The organism is Bradyrhizobium genosp. P (assembly GCF_049949265.1).
In the GTDB taxonomy this organism is placed as follows: Bacteria; Pseudomonadota; Alphaproteobacteria; order Rhizobiales; family Xanthobacteraceae; genus Bradyrhizobium.
The window spans coordinates 3,395,167-3,411,000 of the sequence record NZ_CP188195.1 but is presented as its reverse complement, the minus strand read 5'-3'; the positions used below and the strand labels follow the sequence as shown (position 1 = coordinate 3,411,000).

Genomic DNA, 15,834 nt, shown 5'->3' with positions numbered 1-15,834 from the left:
CCGATGGGAACGCCACACTCGTGCTCAAGTCTTGCCTCCACGGGCGCGATCGACCAGCGATGTCGTGCTATGGCCGGGCAGGATGTCGACCAGCACGACCTCACCACCATCAGCCTCGACGATCTCATGGCCGACCACCTGCTCGCGGGTGTAGTCGCCGCCCTTGACCAGCACGCTGGGCCGCACCTTCGCAATCAGATCGATCGGGGTGTCCTCCTCGAAAATCGCGACGAGATCGACGGCTTCGAGCGCCGCCAGTACCTCGGCGCGCGCCCGCGCGTCCTGCACCGGACGTCCCTCTCCCTTCAGCCGCTTCACCGAAGCGTCGCCGTTGAGGCCGACGACGAGACGGTCGCAGGCGCGGCGGGCTGCCGTCAGCACCTTGACGTGACCGGGATGCAGGATATCGAAGCAGCCATTGGTGAAGCCGATGCGCAAATCCTGTGCCCGCCAATCCGCCAGATGCGCGTCGATGTCGCCGCCGGCCGCCACGATCTTGTCCTCGGCAGCGAGCGAGGCATGCGGCAGAATCCTTCGCCGCAGTTCCTGCGGCGTCACAACGGCAGTGCCGGTCTTGCCGACCGCGACCGCGGCCGCGGCGCTGGCCATCCGCAACGCGCCCTCCCAGTCGGCACCGCCCGCCAGCGCCAGCGCCAGCATCGCCGCGACGGTGTCGCCGGCGCCCGAGACATCACGCACCTTGACCGGCAGCGCAGGAACATGCACCGCCTCGCCCGCGCGCGTCACCAGCGTCATGCCTTGTTCGCCCTGCGTCACCAGCATCGCCTCGCAATCCGCGAGGATCATCGCATCCGGCGCGGCCTGCGCGATACTCTCCTGGGTATCGGCGCGGCTGCGGGTCGCCTCGGCAAATTCCTTGCGATTCGGCGTTAGCACGGTGGCACCGCGATAGATCGCGAGATTTGCGCTCTTCGGGTCGACGATCACGCGCTTGCCGGCGTTGCGCGCGGCATCGATCACGTTGCGGATCACCCGCGCGGTCAGCACGCCCTTGGCGTAGTCGGACAGCAGCACGATGTCGGCGCGGGCAAGCTGCGGCAGAATCGCATCGATCAGCTGCTGCTCGATGTCAGGCGCGGCCGGCGCAGCGAGCTCCCAATCGGAGCGCAGCATGTGGGTGGAGAAGTGCTCGGAGACGAAGCGGACCTTGCGCGTGGTGGGGCGGGCGGGATCGCGCACCAGCACGCTTTCGATGCCGCCTTCCTTGGCCAGCGCCGCGGCCAACATCGCGCCAGCGGCATCCTCGCCGATCAGGCCGACGAAGATGCAACGTCCGCCGAGCGAAGCGATGTTGCGCGCGACGTTGCCGGCGCCTCCGATATTGATCTCGCTGCGCCGGACCGCGATCACCGGGGCCGGCGCCTCCGGCGAGATCCGCGACACCTCGCCGTAGACGAACTCGTCGAGCATGAGATCGCCCACGCAGAGCACGGTCTGGCCGGAGATCGCATGCGAGAGGGTTTCAAAATCGAACATCGGTGTCTCAGCGATAGCGATCGGTACGGTCGAGAAAACCCGTCACATAGGCGTCAACCGCCTCTTCCAGCGGAGTGAAGCCGCCGTTGTATCCCGCGCGCCCGAGACGATCGACCTCGCTCTGGGTGAAATATTGGTAACTCCCGCGAATCTGCTCGGGCATGTCGACATACTGGATATTGGGCCGCATGCCGAGCGCACCATAGGCCGAGACGATCAGGTCCTTGAAGCTGCGCGCCCTGCCGGTTCCGACATTGAACAGCCCCGAGACCTGCGGCGTCGCGAGCAGCCACATCATCACACGCACGACATCGTCGACATAGATGAAGTCACGGCGCTGGTCGCCGTCGGCGATGCCATCGCGATGCGACTTGAACAATTGCACGCCGCGGCCTTCCCGGATGTCGTCGAAGCGGCGCGCCAGCACGCTCATCATCGCGCCCTTGTGATATTCATTGGGGCCGAACACGTTAAAGAACTTCAGCCCGGCCCATTGTGGCGGCAGCCTGTCGCCCTTCGCCGCGCGCTCGGCGACCGCAAGATCGAACAGTTGCTTGCTCCAGCCGTAGAGGTTCATCGGCCGCAACCGCTTCAGCGCAGCGACCGATGCATCGTCGGCAAACCCCTGCTCACCGTCGCCATAGGTCGCCGCCGACGAGGCGTAGATGAACGGGGTGGTATTGGCCGTGCACCAGTCGAGCAGCCGCAGCGAAAGCCGGAAATTGGTCTCGATCACGAGATCGCCGTCGGTCGCGGTGGTCTCCGAAATGGCACCGAGATGGATGACGGCCTTGAGGCGCCGCCCCTTCAGCCAGTCGCCAAGTTCCGCCGGCGGCACAAAATCGGCGAGCTGGCGCTTGGCCAGGTTCCGCCATTTACCATCATGACCGAGGATATCGCAGGCCACGACATCGCTGTGCCCGGCGTCGTTCAACGCGGCCACGACATTCGATCCGATAAAACCGGCACCCCCGGTTACCAGAAACATTGCGCAATCCTGCCCAAATCCACTGTGGCCGCCAGCTTTGCCCCACTCCCGCGTCACAGGCAACGGCGCTTTACCTCCCGGCGCGGACCGGATACCGACGGGACCGCAATTGACCCGGCCCAACACGCTTTTAGATATGAATGAAGATTCAATATTAGGGATTGAGACCGAGGATGCGGTGGATAGCCGCCCGATCCTGGTTGTCCCCTATATGTGGATCGGCGATTTCGTTCGCGGCCACACCGTGGTGCGGGTGCTCCGGAAGCGCTGGCCGAATCGGCCGGTCGACCTGCTGGTGACCTCGCAATGTGCGTCCCTGGTCGACTACATGCCGGGCGTCCGCTCCGGGATCGTTTGGGACCTGCCCCGTGGCCGGCTCGCGATGGGAAGGCAACTCGCACTGGCAGCGGAACTGCGCTCCCGCGCATATGGAAGCGCCCTGGTGCTGCCGCGCACCTGGAAGGCGGCGATCGCACCGGCACTGGCCGGTATCCCCGAGCGGATCGGCTTTTTCGGCGAGGCCCGGTTCGGCCTGATCAACGCGATGCGCTGGGGCGAGAAGAAGCTGCCGCGTTTCATCGACAAGAATGCCGCGCTGGCGCTGCCCGACGGCGCCAAGCTGCCGCCGGAATGGCCGGCGCCACAGCTCCGGGTTCCCACCGACGAAGTCGAGCACTGGCGGCAGGCCAACGGGCTTGGCATGGGTCCGGCGATCGCGCTCGGGCCCGGATCGGTCGGCGCGTCAAAACGCTGGACCTATTATCCGGAGGCCGCGCGCCTGTTCGCCGAACGCGGTTTTGACGTGTGGGTGGTCGGCGGTCCCGGCGAAAAGGCGCTAGCGCAAGAGATCATAGCCGTCGGCGGCGCGCGCGTCCGCGACCTCACCGGTACCGATCTGCGCAACGGCATTCTGGCCATGGCGGCGGCCAGCGTCGCTGTAACCAACGACTCCGGGCTGATGCACATCTCGGCGGCGATCGGCACGCCGACCATGGGAATCTTCGGCCCGACCAGCCCCTATCTCTGGGCTCCGCTCAACGGCCTCGCCGCGACGGTGACGCAGACCAAGACCAAGCTGTCGTGCCAACCCTGCCAGCGCACGGTCTGCACGATGAACGACCACCGCTGCATGCGTGACATCCTGGCCGAAGAGGTCGTCGACATTGCGCAGCGCGTGCTACAGGGCTCAGCGGCGAGATGAGCCCGGCCCGCATTGCACCGCGTCCCGCGGCCTTCCTCGATCGCGACGGTGTCGTCAACTATGACGACGGCTATATTAGTACGAAGGAACGCGTCCGCTGGATGCCTAATGTCGTGAACGCGATCCGGCGTCTCAATCGCGCGGGTTATTTCGTGTTCCTAATCACAAACCAATCCGGAGTGGCCCGAGGTCTCTTCAGCGAACTTGACGTCCGGAATCTTCACGACTGGATGCTCAACGAGCTCGCTTCGCTTCACGCACACGTGGATGACATTCGCTATTGCCCCCATCATCCTGCCGGATCGGTTGCCGGCTATATCGAAGATCATCTCTGGCGTAAGCCTGCACCCGGAATGATTTACGACCTGATGGCGCACTGGCCGGTCCGGCACGAAGGCAGCTTTGTGATCGGTGACCGCGAGACCGATATCCAGGCGGCGCAGGCGGCAGGCTTGCGCGGCTTCCTGTTTCCTGGAGGCGACATTGACGCCTTTGTCGCCTACGCGATCGCTCACATCAACGTGTGATAGACCGCGGCGATCGCGTTCGCTTCCGCATCGAGACTGAACTTGTCCACAACGCGCGCCCGCGCCCGCGCGCCCATCGCCGCCGCCGACGCCGGATCGCGCATCAGCGGCTCCAGCGCCGCCACCAGCGCATCGACGTCGCCGGGCGGCGTGAGCACGCCGGTGACGCCGTCCTCGACCACGAATTCGGCCGCACCCGCGCGCGACGCCACCAGCGCCGCGCCCGCCGACATCGCCTCGATCAGCGTCAGGCCGAAGCCTTCATTGCGCGAGGTGAAGGCGTAGATCGTCAGCCGCTGGTACCAGCGCACGACATCCTCGATCTCGAGTTCACCGGTGATGACGATGCGCGACTGCAAGCCTGCCGCCTCGATGCACCGCTTCAAATCGTTGGCAAAGACCTGCCGCTCCGGCACCACGGCGCCGACGATCACAGCGGTGAAATCAGGATAGCGCGGCAGCAATCGGCACATCGCGTCGACGAACACGTCGCTACCCTTCTGCGCGCGCACGCGGCCGAAGCATCCGACCGCGTAGCGCCCCGGCAATCCGCTCTCGGCAAAGGCCGCGGCGCGGTCGGCCGGCGGCGCGTAGGTGGCGGTGTCGACGCCATGCATCACCACCGTGGCCTCGCGCTTCAGATAGGATGCCGACAGCGGGCTGGTCGCGATAACGGCGTCCATTTTTCGGATCAGCCAGCGCGTCAGCCAGGTGTGGTGACGCTGTGCTGCCGAGGTGAACAGCAGCTTGAGCGGCCAGCCGAGCGCGCGCAGCACGAGCCCTGCGATCATCTCGTCGTTGCGCCGCGCGTGCCAGATCACAGGCCGCGCGCGGCGCCACAGCCGCATCAGATCGGACGCTCCCATCGCCGCAATGCCGTCGGGCCGATGCGAGCCGAGCCAGGCCGCGCGAAACATCGCTGCGAGCTTCGGCGCCACCATGCGGTTGGTCGCGGTGACGCCGGAATAGCGTCTGTGCAGATTCGGTACAATCAGCTGCAACTCGCCGGCAGATGTGTTCTCGATCGGCACGCAGATCTCCGTTTCGCGCCAGTTCCTATACGCAACATTAAGCATAGTGGCCAGTTCGGCCATGACGAAACCCCCTCTTCACCGCGCTCCCGCTAGCATTACTGGCAAACGAGATCGGGAGAGCTGCATCCATGACCGTGCTTGTGACCGGCGGCGCCGGTTATATCGGAAGTCACATGGTCCACGCGCTGGTCGATGCCGGCGAGAGCGTCGTCGTGATCGACAATCTGTCCACAGGCTTCTCCGCCTTGCTGCCCGAGGGCGTGCCGCTGTTCATCGGCGATGCCGGTGACGAGAATTTGGTCGAGGGCGTGATCGCCCAGCACAAGATCGAGAGCATCATCCATTTCGCGGGCTCCGTCGTGGTCCCGGATTCGATGCGCGATCCGCTCGGCTATTACCGCAACAACACCATGACGACGCGCAGCCTGCTCAATGCGGCGGTGAAGGGCGGCGTCAGCCGCTTCGTCTTCTCCTCGACCGCGGCGGTTTACGGCAACCCGGACCAGGTGCCGGTGCCCGAAATCGCGCCGACGCGGCCGCTGTCGCCCTACGGCTCGTCGAAGCTGATGACCGAGATCATGCTGCATGATGTCGCCTCGGCACATGGCATGAGCTACGTCGTGCTGCGCTACTTCAACGTCGCCGGCGCCGATCCGAAAGGCCGCGTCGGGCTTGCGACACTCGGCGCCACGCATCTCCTGAAGATCGTGGTCGAGGCCGCGACCGGCCAGCGCGCCAAGGTCGATGTGTTCGGCACCGACTATCCGACGCCGGATGGCAGCTGCATCAGGGACTTCATCCATGTCAGCGATCTCGCCGAGGCGCATCGCTCGGCACTGGCTTACTTGCGCGCCGGCGGCCAGTCGATGACGCTGAACTGCGGCTATGGCCGCGGCTATTCGGTGCTGGAGACGATCGAGGCGGTGCGCCGCGTCTCGATGCGCAATTTCGCCGTCGCTTACGCCGCGCGCCGGCCCGGCGACATCACGGCGATGGTCGCCGACACCGGCCGTCTGCGTTCGCTGTTGGACTGGACGCCGCGCTACGACGATCTCGAGACCATCGCGACCCACGCGCTGGCCTGGGAGGAGAAGCTGTTCCGGGACCGCGGCGGCCTCCCGTTGCCAGCAGAATCGGCCTAAAAATCAAGCCGTTATTGGACTTGAAAAAGCTCCGACAAGCGGGCAAGGAGTCTCCGCAACCTGACGGCAGGCAGTACCTGCCGCCAACGGAACGCGGATGGCTCAATTTCCTAAGAAAATCACCGACGATCCCTATGGCGCGGCGATCCTGATTCGCCGCCTGGTCATGGAACAGGGGGTCACCTTCTGGCGCCGCTATCTCGTCGCATTCGTGCTGATGGGCATCGCGGCGGGCGCCACCGCAGGCTCGGCCTATATCCTCGGCCAGGTGATCAACCAGGCCTATATCGACAAGAACGTCGTCGGCATCGCCGTGCTGTCTGGTGTCACCGTCCTGCTGCTGTTCATCAAGGGCGTGGCGACCTACGGCCACACCGTAATCCTCAACAAGATCTCCAACGCCATTCTCGCCAGCAACCAGCGGCGACTGTTTGCCAAGCTGATGAGCGAGAGCATCGGCTTCTTCTCGGCGCGCCACTCTTCCGAATTTCTGGCGCGGATGACCGCCGGCGCCAAATCGATCACCGATGTGCTGAGCATGCTGGTCAACGCCGTCGGGCGCGACCTGATGATGCTGATCAGCCTGGTCTGTGTGATGGTGTTTCAGGATCCGATACTGTCGCTGATCGGCCTCGTCGTGGTGCCGCCGGCGATGCTGATGCTGCGCAAACTGGTCAAGCGCATCAAAGGGCTCGCCTACAACCAGTTCACCGGCACCGCCGACATCATGGAGACGATGCAGGAATCGCTGCAGGGCATCCGCACTGTCAAGGCGTTCACGCTGGAAGAGACCATGCAGCGGCGCATCGACGAGAATATCGCCGCCGTCGAGCAGAATGCCAACAAAATGGCGCGCGTCGCCAACCGCGCCAATCCGCTGATGGAGACCCTCGGCGGCTTCGCGGTGGCCGGCTGCCTGCTCTATGGCGGCTACAGCGTGGTCGCGCTGGGCGCCACGCCGGGCCAGTTCTTCTCCTTCATGACCGCCTTCCTGCTGGCGACCGAACCGGCCAAGCGCCTGTCCCGGCTCAATATCGACCTCAACAGCCAGTTGGTCGGCGCGCGCATGCTGCTCGAAGTTGTCGATAGCCCTGCGAGCGAGCACGCCGATGACGACAGACCGGCGCTGAAACTGACCGACGCACGGATCGAACTGCGCGACGTCAGCTTTGCCTATCGCGCTGGCGAGCCGGTGCTGAACCGCATGAGCTTCATGGCCGAGCCGGGCAAGGTCACCGCGCTGGTGGGGCCCTCCGGCGGCGGCAAGTCGACCGTGCTGGCGCTGCTCCTGCGCTTCTACGAAACGCGTGAGGGCGAGATCCTGATCGATGGACAGTCGATCCTCGCGGTGTCGCGCAAATCGCTGCGGCAGCAGACCGCCTATGTCGGCCAGGACGTCTATCTGTTCCGCGACACCATCCGCGCCAACATCGCCTTCGGCAAGGACGGCGCCACCGAGGCCGACATCGTCGACGCGGCGAAGGCCGCCTGCGCCCACGACTTTATCATGAGCTTCCCGCTCGGCTACGACACGCCGGTCGGCGAGCACGGCACCCAGCTCTCCGGCGGCCAGCGCCAGCGCATCGCGGTCGCGCGCGCACTGATCAAGAACGCGCCGATCATCCTGCTCGACGAGGCCACCGCCGCACTCGATTCCGAATCCGAGAAGCAGGTGCAGGAAGCCATCGAGCATCTCTGCCAGAACCGCACCACGATCGTGATCGCGCACCGCCTGCACACCATCATGCACGCCGACGCGATCCTGGTGGTCGAGGGCGGCGAGATCGTCGAGCGTGGCCGGCACGAGGAGCTGCTCCGCCGCGGCGGCCGCTACGCCTCGTTCTTCCGCCTGCAGCACCATCACGACACCTCCCCGGTGGCGCTGGCGCCGATCAGCGCGACCGGCTAGATCACGTCAACCTCACGAGCAGCGAGACACTCTCATGAACGCCGCCTCCACTGTCATCCCGCTTCCCAAGCAAGCCTCGCTTCCCGTCGTCGGCGAGGCAGGCGTTTTCCCGGTGCGCCGCATCTGGTGCGTCGGCCGCAATTATCTCGAGCATATCAGGGAGATGGGCAATGACGAGCGCGCGCCGCCGTTCTTCTTCGCCAAGCATGCCGACATGCTGGTGCCCGACGGCGCCACGATTCCCTACCCGCCGCTGACCAAGGACCTGCATCACGAGGTCGAGCTGGTGGTCGCGATGAAGAGCGGCGGGCTGAACATTCCGGCCGACAAGGCGCTCGAGCATGTCTATGGCTATGCGGTCGGCATCGACCTGACCCGCCGCGACCTGCAGATCGCCTCGCGCAAGAAGGAGCGCCCCTGGGAGATCGGCAAGTCGTTCGACTATTCCGCGCCCTGCTCCGCGATCGAGCCAGCCGCCAAGATCGGCCATCCCTCAAAGGGCAAGATCTGGCTCACCGTCAACGGCAAGGAAACCCAGAAGGGCGACCTCACCGAGCTGATCTGGAATGTGCCGGAGATCATCTGGCAGCTCTCGCAGCAGGTGAAGCTCGCCGCCGGCGACATCATCATGACGGGCACGCCGGCCGGCGTGTCGCAGTTGCAACCCGGCGACAAGCTTGAATGCGGCGTCGACGGTGTCGGCACGCTGAAGGTATCGATCGGCCAGCCTGAGTAGGCTAATCGTGACGGACGAGACCAAGCCCCGGACGTTACGTCCGGGGCTTTTTGCTGTGGTTTTTTCATCTGAGGCGATCGAGCTGACCGACGGGCTGCGGGCCTCGTCAGCGCAGGGTGCCGGGCATGCAGGGCGGCACCGTATAGGGCGCCGTGGCGTATGATCCGACATTCGGAGCCCGCACACAATCGATGTCGGTCCTGGCCGCTGTCGCGGCTTGCGCGTGCCTTGATGCGACATTGCGGGCGGCAGAGGCCTCGGTCGTGCATGCGGCTGCCGCGATCAGAGCGGCCGCCACGAAGATCAATTTGGTCATGGGTGTTCTCCACACGATTGGCGAAGCCAAGCAAGCTCGGCTCCTGAGACCAAGAGCGGCGGACCGTCTGAATTATTTCATCACTTGCGATCACCGAAGCGCGAGCGCCGCGACGGCCGACAGGCCCTAGCGCCTTTCCGCGGCCTGCGATGATGCGGCCGGGCCGAGATGTGTCTTCTCGTATTCCAGCCATAGCTCGAGCAGCGCCATGAAGGCCACGATGATTCCGGCAGCAATGCTGAAATGCATCGCGCGGGTGTGCGCGAAGCCGAGCAGCCAGGGTGAGACGATCAGCCAACACCCCACCAGCAAATTGATCCATTCTTCCCAGACCGAAAACGCAACCATCGCCGCCAGCGACAGCACCGCGATCACCGCGCCGCTGGTCCTGAGATCGATCGCCGCCGTCCGGTTCGCATGGGCAAACAGCCACGGCGCGGCGAGCAGGAATATCGCTGCCGCGAGATTGTAGAGATCAAGCGCCGATTCGCTCCGCCATTTCTTCATATCGAGTCCTTTCTTGCTTGCTCAAACGCGCCGCCGATGCGCATTTGCCGCGTCGATGTCCTTGCCGGTGTAGTCGGTCATCAGCGCGGTCGCGATCAGGGTGATGACGGCGCAGATGGCGATATAGACCGCGATCGCGGTCGCCGAGTGGAACGTGCCGAACAGCCAGGCTGCGATCAGCGGCGCCGGACCGCCGGCGATCACGGATGCGAGCTGATAGCCGAGTGACGAGCCGCTGTAGCGCAACCGACCCGTGAAGCTCTCGGCAATCAAGGCGGCCTGCGGCCCGTACAACATGTCGTGCGGGATCAGCGACAGCACGATGGCGAGGAACACGATCGGCGCCGACCCGGTGTCGAGCATCGCGAAATAGATGAAGCCGAACACGCCGGTCGCGACCGCACCGATCATGTACATGTTCTTGCGGCCGATCCGGTCGGACAGATGCCCGAACAGCGGGATCGAGACGAACGACACCACCGAGGCCGCGAGTACCGCGGTCAGCAACAGGTCGCGAGAGAGATGCAGCGTGCCGATGCCGTAGGAAAACACGAAGGCGGTGAAGATGTAGAACGGCGCCTGCTCGGCCATCCGCGCGAAAGCGGAGAGCAGGATCTCCTTTGGATATTCCCGGATCACCGTCAGCATCGGGGTGCGGTCGATCTGACGCTCGGCGAGCAGCTTGGTGAACACCGGCGTTTCCAGAATGCCGAGCCGGATGTAGAGGCCGACGGCGACCAGGATGAGGCTGAGCGCGAACGGAATGCGCCAGCCCCACGCCAGGAACTGATCGCCCGCCATCTGGCTGAACGCGAGCACGGCGAGATTGGCGAGGAACAAGCCGCAGGGCACGCCGAATTGCGGCCATGATGCGACCAGGCCGCGCGAGCGGTCGTTGCGCGCCCATTCCATCGACATCAGCACCGAGCCGCCCCATTCGCCGCCGACACCGACGCCCTGGATGAATCGCAACACGGTGAGGATGACGGCACCCCAGATGCCGACGCTCGAATAGGTCGGCACGATGGCGACCGCCGCCGTCGCCAGTCCCATCAACAGCAGCGTCGCGATCAGCGTCGATTTGCGGCCAATGCGGTCGCCGTAATGCCCGAAGATCGCTGCACCAATGGGGCGCGCGATGAAGCCGACCGCATAGATCGCAAACGCCTCCAGCGTACCGACCCAGGGGTCGGAATGCGGAAAGAACAGTTTTGCAAAAACCAGACCCGTGACGGTGCTGTAGAGGAAGAAGTCATACCATTCGATCGCAGTTCCGATCGTGGAAGCGATGACGGCGCGACGAAGCTGGAGCTGATGTTCGGATGGAGTGAGTTGCCTGGCATCGAGGCCGATTGTTGCCATGGGATTGTCTTCCTCGGACAAGCCCCCCGCGTGGATTGCGCCTGATTGGGTCGTTTGATCACGAACGAAATGGCGCCCCGGAGGGTTCCGTCCGAACGGCACATCGAGGCTAGAACTTTAGTCGGCCCGCGCGACGGCTGGCCGTGAGCGGAACCGGCCCGCAAGGCGCGATCAGCCACCACTGATCGCGCTTGGCACGCCCTGCGCGCTAAGCGCGATCGCTGCGGCGATACGGGACGTAGCGGGGTGTCCACATCTTGGCGCGGATGCGCTGCTCGATCTGGTCGATCGGAATATCGCTGACAAGCCCTTCCTTGTGCGCCTGGAGCGCCACCGCAAGCGCGACCGTCAACGCGACCTCGCGGAGCGCGCTGACCGGAGGCAGCAGATTGTGCTTCGGATTGTTGCGCGCGGGCGAGACGCTCGCCAGCGCCTTGGCCGCGGCCATGAACATCCCGTCGCTGATGCGGTTGGCGCCGACTGCCAGCGCGCCGAGGCCGACACCTGGAAAGATGTAGGAGTTGTTGGTCTGGTCGACCTTGAACCTGATACCGTCGCGGGTAATCGGCGGGAATGGGCTGCCGACACCGATCAGCGCCCGCCCTTCGGTCCAGGCCTCGATGTCGGCGGGGGTGGCCTCCTCGCGCGACGTTGGATTCGACAACGGAAAGATCACCGGCCGTTTGTTGCAGTCGGCCATCGCGCGGACGATCGGTTCGGAGAAGGCGCCGGCCTGGCCGGATACGCCGATCAGCACGGTCGGCCGGGCGTTGCGCACGACGTCGAGCAGCCCGATCTTGTCGGGATGGTTGAGCTTCCAGTCCCGCAGCGCCTGCTTTTTCTGGAGAAATGGAAGCTGGAACGAGGCCAGTCCGGTCATGCCCTCGACCAGGAGCCCGTCACGGTCGACCATGAAGAAGCGTGTCGCAGCCTCGCTCTCCGAGAGGCCGGCATCGCGCATGGCGGCGCGGATCAGGCCGGCGATGCCGCAGCCGGCCGAACCTGCGCCGAGCACGGCCACGCGCTGCTCGGTGAGCGGCACGCCCGTGACGTTGATGGCGGCCAGCAAGGCGCCCGTCGCTACCGCTGCGGTGCCCTGGACATCGTCATTGAAGGTCAGGAGCCGGTCGCGATAGCGCTCGAGCATGCGGGTTGCATTGTTCTTTGCGAAATCCTCCCACTGCAGCAGGACGCGCGGCCAGCGCTTCACCACGGCCGAGACAAAGGCCTCGATGAAGTCGTCATACTCCTGGCCGCGGACGCGCTCATTGCGCCAGCCGATATAGAGCGGATCGGCCAGGCAATCGGGATTGTCGGTCCCGACATCGAGCAGGATCGGCAGAGTCGTCGCGGGGTGCAGGCCCCCGCAGCCGGTATAGAGCGAGAGCTTGCCGATCGGGATGCCCATGCCGCCGGCACCCTGGTCGCCGAGGCCGAGGATGCGCTCGCCATCGGTCACCACGATCGCCTCGACCTTGTCGAAGCGCGGATGCGCAAGGATACGATCAATCCGCCCCTTGTGCGGGATACTGAGAAACAGGCCGCGCGGCTTGCGGAACAGGCGGCTGAATTGCTGGCATCCCTCGCCAACGGTCGGCGTGTAGACGATCGGCAGCAGCTCTTCCAGGTTCTCGACCAGCAGCGCGTAGAACAGGGTCTCGTTGGTGTCCTGCAGCTCGCGCAGGAAGGCGTAGCGCTCGAGGTCGGTCTCGTAGCCACGCAACGCCTGGAGGCGGCGTGACACCTGCTCGTCCAGCGTCAGGACACTGGGCGGCAGCAGGCCGTGCAGGTCGAACGCATCGCGCTCGGCCTCCGAGAACGCCGTACCCTTGTTGAGCTGCGGATCCGCCAACAACTCGTATCCACTCAGCGCTGTGGTCGCGAACGCTTCAGTCGTGTCAGACATCACAGGGTTCCTCAATGCAAATGCCAGGCAGGACTGTACCACCTCAGCGCAACGGATCGGAGACAAAACCCGCGCGAGGCAACGCCTTCGTTCTCACCTGCGCTTGGCAATGAGCCCGGCGGAATCAGCCGGTGGCGCAAGCGGCCCAGACGAACACGCCGCGCGTTGCCGCACTCTGCATATTCGTGGAGGGTTGGCCCCTTGGCACTGATTTGCCCGACGGCGCAAGCCCTCGCGGCAAAATATTTCGGTTTATCGTAACGATAAATCGGTGTATAGATTTGGCCGTCCCACCCGATTGAGGGGCGAGCGCACGTCACGAACGCGCGGTGGGATGCGGTGGACGCCGAGGTGCACGAGACGAACGCAACCTCGGCGGACGGTGAAGTCGTGTGGTCCCGACGCCCCAGTGGCAGGCAGAAAGTTCGTGGAACGCGAAATGCGTCTCACGGGCGACGGTGACAAGAAAGCCCGGTTTCGCCGGGGAGATCACGTATAAGCCGTAACCCATCGCGCAGGGAAAGCCGGAGTTCCCTGTTACACCTGTGGTCCTACCCCGGTGCTTTCTGTTGCACCGGGCCCACGGGTGCGATCGGCACCCGGCTTTCCCTGCGCCCTCTACGAAGAGAGGGCGGAACGAGATGCAAGACTCGGGCAAATCATGTCGCGAGAATGCGCAGCCACACCCACCGCTGTCATCGCCCGCCACCGGGTCGCGCGAATGCGCGCCCGATGACAGGCTCGAGCGGGCGATTCAGTACGCCGCGGCCCATCGGCTCAAGCGCGACTGCCTCTGGAATACTGGATCGCCCGCATGCGCGGGCGGTGACACCGTCAATGGGACCGCAGTTTCAATGCGCGCATCAGCGAAACGATTACGCCCGCAGCGCCTGCAGGCCCTTGAAGGTCAGGCGCTTGGGGTCGCGCACGCCGGCGAGATAGAGCTTGCGTATGAAGGCGATGACGGCGTCACGGTCGCAATCGGTCAGCGCAACCACGGCGTCAACCGCAATCCTCTGGGCTTCCATGGGAACAAGTCCTCTGCTGCAGCCTCGAACCCACGAACCTATGCGCCGTTGGTTAATCCGGCGTTAACCCTTCGCCGAAAGATCGCCGATTCACGGCGGACTGCGTATACGCGAAACAACGCATGGCGCCGATCGACGCGCGGACAAGACCGCCCGCCCCAGCAAAAAGCCCCGGACGATGCCGGGGCTTTTCACTTGATCGATTGCGATGGCAGCAGATCAGTAGCGGTAGTGATCCGACTTGTACGGGCCTTCCTGCTTGACGCCGATATAGTCGGCCTGGTCCTTGCGCAACTCGGTCAGCTTGACGCCGATCTTGGCGAGGTGCAGGCGGGCGACCTTCTCGTCCAGCGACTTCGGCAGCACGTAGACCTTCTTCTCGTACTTGCCGCCCTTGTTGTTGGCGAACAGCTCGATCTGCGCCAGCGTCTGGTTGGTGAACGACGCCGACATCACGAAGGACGGGTGACCCATGGCATTGCCGAGGTTCACCAAGCGGCCCTCCGACAGCATGATGATGCGATGCTTGTCGGGGAATTCGATCTCGTCGACCTGCGGCTTGATGTTGGTCCACTTCAGATTGCGCAGCGACGCAATCTGGATCTCGTTGTCGAAATGTCCGATGTTGCAGACGATGGCGCGATCCTTCATCGCGCGCATGTGCTCAATGGTGATGATGTCCTTGTTGCCGGTCGCGGTGACGAAGATGTCGGCGCGCGGCGCGGCCTCTTCCATGGTGACGACCTCATAGCCTTCCATCGCCGCCTGCAGCGCGCAGATCGGATCGACCTCGGAGACCATGACGCGGCAGCCGGCCTGGCGCAGCGAGGCGGCCGAGCCCTTGCCGACATCGCCGAAGCCCGCGACCATCGCAATCTTGCCCGACATCATCACGTCGGTGCCGCGGCGAATGCCGTCGACCAGCGATTCACGGCAGCCATAGAGGTTGTCGAACTTCGACTTCGTCACGCTGTCATTGACGTTGATCGCCGGGAACAGCAGCTTGCCCGCCTTCTCCATCTCGTAGAGACGGTGCACGCCCGTGGTGGTTTCTTCCGAGACGCCTTGGATGTTCTTCGCGATCTCGGCAAACCAGCCCTTCGGCTTTTCCTTCAACAGGCGCTTGATCAGCGCGAAGAAGACCTCTTCCTCTTCCGAGTCCGGCTTGTCGAGGAACGCCACGTCGCCCTGCTCGGCGCGGAGGCCGTGATGCACCAGCATGGTGGCGTCACCGCCGTCGTCGAGGATCATGTTGGGCGTGCCGCCGCCATGCCAGTCGAACAGCTTCGCGGTGTAGTCCCAATACTCGCTCAGCGTCTCACCCTTGACCGCAAACACCGGAATGCCGGCGGCGGCGATCGCGGCGGCCGCGTGATCCTGGGTCGAATAGATGTTGCAGGAGACCCAGCGGATGTCGGCGCCGAGGGCTGCCAGCGTCTCGATCAGGACCGCGGTCTGGATCGTCATGTGCAGCGAGCCCGCGATACGCGCGCCCTTCAACGGCTGCTTCGGGCCGTATTCCTCGCGGGTGGCCATCAGGCCGGGCATCTCGGTCTCGGCCAGCGAGATTTCCTTGCGGCCAAAATCGGCGAGCGACATGTCCTTGACGATGTAGTCGGTAAAGCCAGGCTTCGTGGGGGCGTTCATAAGAGCTTCCTGTTGTTGAGCTCGTCATTCCGGG

Annotated in this window: 14 protein-coding genes; 5 read left to right on the top strand and 9 right to left on the bottom strand. The window is 64.6% G+C overall.

Going from position 1 to position 15,834, the window contains the following annotated elements; genetic code table 11:
- Positions 1-24 precede the first annotated feature (24 nt).
- The gene (rfaE1, locus tag ACP2YO_RS16450; RefSeq protein WP_426441755.1) at positions 25-1,497 is read right to left on the bottom strand and encodes a D-glycero-beta-D-manno-heptose-7-phosphate kinase; all 1,473 of its coding nucleotides are present in this window, start codon (positions 1,495-1,497) and stop codon (positions 25-27) included.
- A 7-nt stretch (positions 1,498-1,504) separates the two neighbouring features.
- Positions 1,505-2,485, bottom strand: a complete 981-nt coding sequence (rfaD, locus tag ACP2YO_RS16445) for an ADP-glyceromanno-heptose 6-epimerase (protein WP_426441754.1) — start codon at positions 2,483-2,485, stop codon at positions 1,505-1,507.
- Between the two features lie 136 nt (positions 2,486-2,621).
- On the opposite strand from rfaD, the gene waaF reads away from it, so the two are divergent.
- Positions 2,622-3,686, top strand: a complete 1,065-nt coding sequence (waaF, locus tag ACP2YO_RS16440; RefSeq protein WP_426441753.1) for a lipopolysaccharide heptosyltransferase II — start codon at positions 2,622-2,624, stop codon at positions 3,684-3,686.
- Positions 3,683-4,213 carry a D-glycero-alpha-D-manno-heptose-1,7-bisphosphate 7-phosphatase gene (locus ACP2YO_RS16435; protein ID WP_426441752.1) on the top strand — a complete coding sequence of 177 codons (531 nt, stop codon included), beginning with the start codon at positions 3,683-3,685 and terminating at the stop codon, positions 4,211-4,213. The genes waaF and ACP2YO_RS16435 overlap by 4 nt, the downstream gene beginning before the upstream one ends.
- Here ACP2YO_RS16435 and ACP2YO_RS16430 read toward each other — a convergent pair.
- Positions 4,198-5,289, bottom strand: a complete 1,092-nt coding sequence (locus ACP2YO_RS16430) for a glycosyltransferase family 4 protein (protein ID WP_426443217.1) — start codon at positions 5,287-5,289, stop codon at positions 4,198-4,200. The two genes, ACP2YO_RS16435 and ACP2YO_RS16430, sit on opposite strands and share 16 nt — an antisense overlap.
- Before the next feature lie 86 nt (positions 5,290-5,375).
- On the opposite strand from ACP2YO_RS16430, the gene galE reads away from it, so the two are divergent.
- The 3 genes from galE to ACP2YO_RS16415 all read left to right on the top strand — a co-directional run bounded on the left by galE (position 5,376) and on the right by ACP2YO_RS16415 (position 9,034).
- Positions 5,376-6,389, top strand: coding sequence for a UDP-glucose 4-epimerase GalE (galE, locus tag ACP2YO_RS16425; RefSeq protein ID WP_426441751.1), 1,014 nt, complete (start codon positions 5,376-5,378; stop codon positions 6,387-6,389).
- Between the two features lie 97 nt (positions 6,390-6,486).
- Positions 6,487-8,298 carry an ABC transporter ATP-binding protein gene (locus tag ACP2YO_RS16420; protein WP_426441750.1) on the top strand — a complete coding sequence of 604 codons (1,812 nt, stop codon included), beginning with the start codon at positions 6,487-6,489 and terminating at the stop codon, positions 8,296-8,298.
- Positions 8,299-8,332: 34 nt separating this feature from the next.
- The gene (locus tag ACP2YO_RS16415) at positions 8,333-9,034 is read left to right on the top strand and encodes a fumarylacetoacetate hydrolase family protein (protein ID WP_426441749.1); all 702 of its coding nucleotides are present in this window, start codon (positions 8,333-8,335) and stop codon (positions 9,032-9,034) included.
- A gap of 106 nt (positions 9,035-9,140) precedes the next feature.
- On the opposite strand, the gene ACP2YO_RS16410 is transcribed toward ACP2YO_RS16415, so the two are convergent.
- The 6 genes from ACP2YO_RS16410 to ahcY form a co-directional block, all read right to left on the bottom strand.
- Positions 9,141-9,350, bottom strand: a complete 210-nt coding sequence (locus ACP2YO_RS16410; protein ID WP_426441748.1) for a hypothetical protein — start codon at positions 9,348-9,350, stop codon at positions 9,141-9,143.
- 126 nt (positions 9,351-9,476) lie between these two features.
- Positions 9,477-9,857 (bottom strand): SPW repeat protein, encoded by a 381-nt coding sequence (locus tag ACP2YO_RS16405; protein WP_426441747.1) that lies wholly within the window; start codon positions 9,855-9,857, stop codon positions 9,477-9,479.
- A 21-nt stretch (positions 9,858-9,878) separates the two neighbouring features.
- Entirely contained in the window at positions 9,879-11,219 is a 1,341-nt protein-coding gene (locus tag ACP2YO_RS16400) for an MFS transporter (RefSeq protein WP_426441746.1), read from the bottom strand.
- A gap of 208 nt (positions 11,220-11,427) precedes the next feature.
- Positions 11,428-13,125 carry an NAD-dependent malic enzyme gene (locus ACP2YO_RS16395; protein ID WP_426441745.1) on the bottom strand — a complete coding sequence of 566 codons (1,698 nt, stop codon included), beginning with the start codon at positions 13,123-13,125 and terminating at the stop codon, positions 11,428-11,430.
- An 875-nt stretch (positions 13,126-14,000) separates the two neighbouring features.
- Positions 14,001-14,153, bottom strand: a complete 153-nt coding sequence (locus ACP2YO_RS16390; RefSeq protein WP_197082603.1) for a hypothetical protein — start codon at positions 14,151-14,153, stop codon at positions 14,001-14,003.
- 219 nt (positions 14,154-14,372) lie between these two features.
- On the bottom strand, positions 14,373-15,800 hold the full coding sequence (gene ahcY / locus ACP2YO_RS16385) for an adenosylhomocysteinase (RefSeq protein ID WP_426441744.1): 1,428 nt from the start codon (positions 15,798-15,800) through the stop codon (positions 14,373-14,375).
- Positions 15,801-15,834 lie beyond the last annotated feature (34 nt).

Coding starts and splice junctions, on each gene's coding strand:
- ACP2YO_RS16415 (WP_426441749.1), top strand. CDS start 8,333: ATGAACGCCGCCTCCACTGTCATCCCGCTTCCCAAGCAAGCCTCGCTT.
- ahcY (WP_426441744.1), bottom strand. CDS start 15,800: ATGAACGCCCCCACGAAGCCTGGCTTTACCGACTACATCGTCAAGGAC.
- ACP2YO_RS16400 (WP_426441746.1), bottom strand. CDS start 11,219: ATGGCAACAATCGGCCTCGATGCCAGGCAACTCACTCCATCCGAACAT.
- ACP2YO_RS16435 (WP_426441752.1), top strand. CDS start 3,683: ATGAGCCCGGCCCGCATTGCACCGCGTCCCGCGGCCTTCCTCGATCGC.
- waaF (WP_426441753.1), top strand. CDS start 2,622: ATGAATGAAGATTCAATATTAGGGATTGAGACCGAGGATGCGGTGGAT.
- ACP2YO_RS16390 (WP_197082603.1), bottom strand. CDS start 14,153: ATGGAAGCCCAGAGGATTGCGGTTGACGCCGTGGTTGCGCTGACCGAT.
- ACP2YO_RS16430 (WP_426443217.1), bottom strand. CDS start 5,289: ATGCTTAATGTTGCGTATAGGAACTGGCGCGAAACGGAGATCTGCGTG.
- ACP2YO_RS16420 (WP_426441750.1), top strand. CDS start 6,487: ATGGCTCAATTTCCTAAGAAAATCACCGACGATCCCTATGGCGCGGCG.
- ACP2YO_RS16405 (WP_426441747.1), bottom strand. CDS start 9,857: ATGAAGAAATGGCGGAGCGAATCGGCGCTTGATCTCTACAATCTCGCG.
- rfaE1 (WP_426441755.1), bottom strand. CDS start 1,497: ATGTTCGATTTTGAAACCCTCTCGCATGCGATCTCCGGCCAGACCGTG.
- ACP2YO_RS16395 (WP_426441745.1), bottom strand. CDS start 13,125: ATGTCTGACACGACTGAAGCGTTCGCGACCACAGCGCTGAGTGGATAC.
- rfaD (WP_426441754.1), bottom strand. CDS start 2,485: ATGTTTCTGGTAACCGGGGGTGCCGGTTTTATCGGATCGAATGTCGTG.
- ACP2YO_RS16410 (WP_426441748.1), bottom strand. CDS start 9,350: ATGACCAAATTGATCTTCGTGGCGGCCGCTCTGATCGCGGCAGCCGCA.
- galE (WP_426441751.1), top strand. CDS start 5,376: ATGACCGTGCTTGTGACCGGCGGCGCCGGTTATATCGGAAGTCACATG.